Here is a 1249-nt window from a genome sequence, read left to right on the forward strand (position 1 = left end):
GAACCCCTTGGCGTTGTCGGGCAAATTATTCCATGGAACTTTCCAATCTTGATGGCAGCCTGGAAGTTGGCTCCAGCACTGGCAGCGGGTAACTGCATTGTATTGAAGCCTGCCGAACAAACCCCGGTTTCCATTCTCAAGGTGATGGAGTGTATTGGCGATTTGCTGCCTGCTGGTGTACTGAATGTGGTGAACGGATACGGTCAAGAGGCGGGTCAGGCTCTGGCATCCAGCAAGCGAATTGCAAAAATCGCCTTTACCGGTTCAACCCCTGTTGGGTCTCACATTCTAAAGTGTGCTGCTGAGAATATTATCCCCTCTACTGTAGAGTTGGGCGGTAAATCTCCAAATGTTTACTTCGCGGATATTATGAACGCCGAAGAGTCGTTTATTGATAAAGCTGTTGAGGGCTTGGTTTTAGCTTATTTTAACCAAGGCGAAGTTTGCACCTGTCCTTCTCGTGCCCTTGTTCAAGAGAGTATGTACGACGACTTCATTGAGCGCGTATTGAAACGAATCAAGACGATTAAACGTGGTAATCCACTTGATACTGAAACTCAAGTAGGCGCACAGGCTTCTCGAGAGCAGTATGACAAGATTATGTCATACATGAGTATTGCTAAAGAGGAAGGTGCAACGGTACTCGCAGGTGGTGGTAGTGAATATCTTGAAGGGGATTTTGGTAACGGTTTTTATATTCAGCCTACCCTTCTTAAAGGACACAATAAAATGCGCGTCTTCCAGGAAGAGATTTTTGGTCCAGTTGTTGGTGTGACTACCTTTAAGGATGAGGAAGAAGCTCTGCGAATTGCCAATGACACCGAATTCGGCCTTGGGGCTGGTGTATGGAGTCGGGATATGAATGTTGCCTTTAGAATGGGGCGGGGTATTCAGGCTGGGCGTGTTTGGACTAATTGCTACCATGCTTATCCTGCACATGCGGCCTTTGGCGGATATAAGAAATCAGGCATCGGTCGTGAGACTCACAAGATGATCCTTGACCATTATCAGCAAACAAAGAACTTGCTGGTCAGCTACGATACCAATCCGCTTGGTTTTTTCTGAATGATTTCTCCTGGTCGTCTGTCTTGACGTCTTATTGCCGCCCTCAGGGCGGCTTTTTTATTGTTGTGAGAAGGAAATATGCTTGAACTTCCTGATAAGCAAGATAACCCGTGGGCAGTTCTCTCGATAGCCAATGCCTGGAAGTCCCTTCCCCCCATGCTGTGGTCAGCCCAGGCGCCAGAAT

General features: G+C 47.5%; 1 protein-coding gene. It reads left to right on the forward strand.

Features of this window, described 5'->3' with window-relative positions; translation table 11 throughout:
- Positions 1 to 1065: aldehyde dehydrogenase family protein (locus A3730_RS03760; protein ID WP_063537505.1), on the forward strand; the 1065-nt coding region annotated here is incomplete at its 5' end.
- Positions 1066 to 1249: the final 184 nt, after the last annotated feature.

It is taken from the genome of Alcanivorax sp. HI0044 (assembly GCF_001634945.1).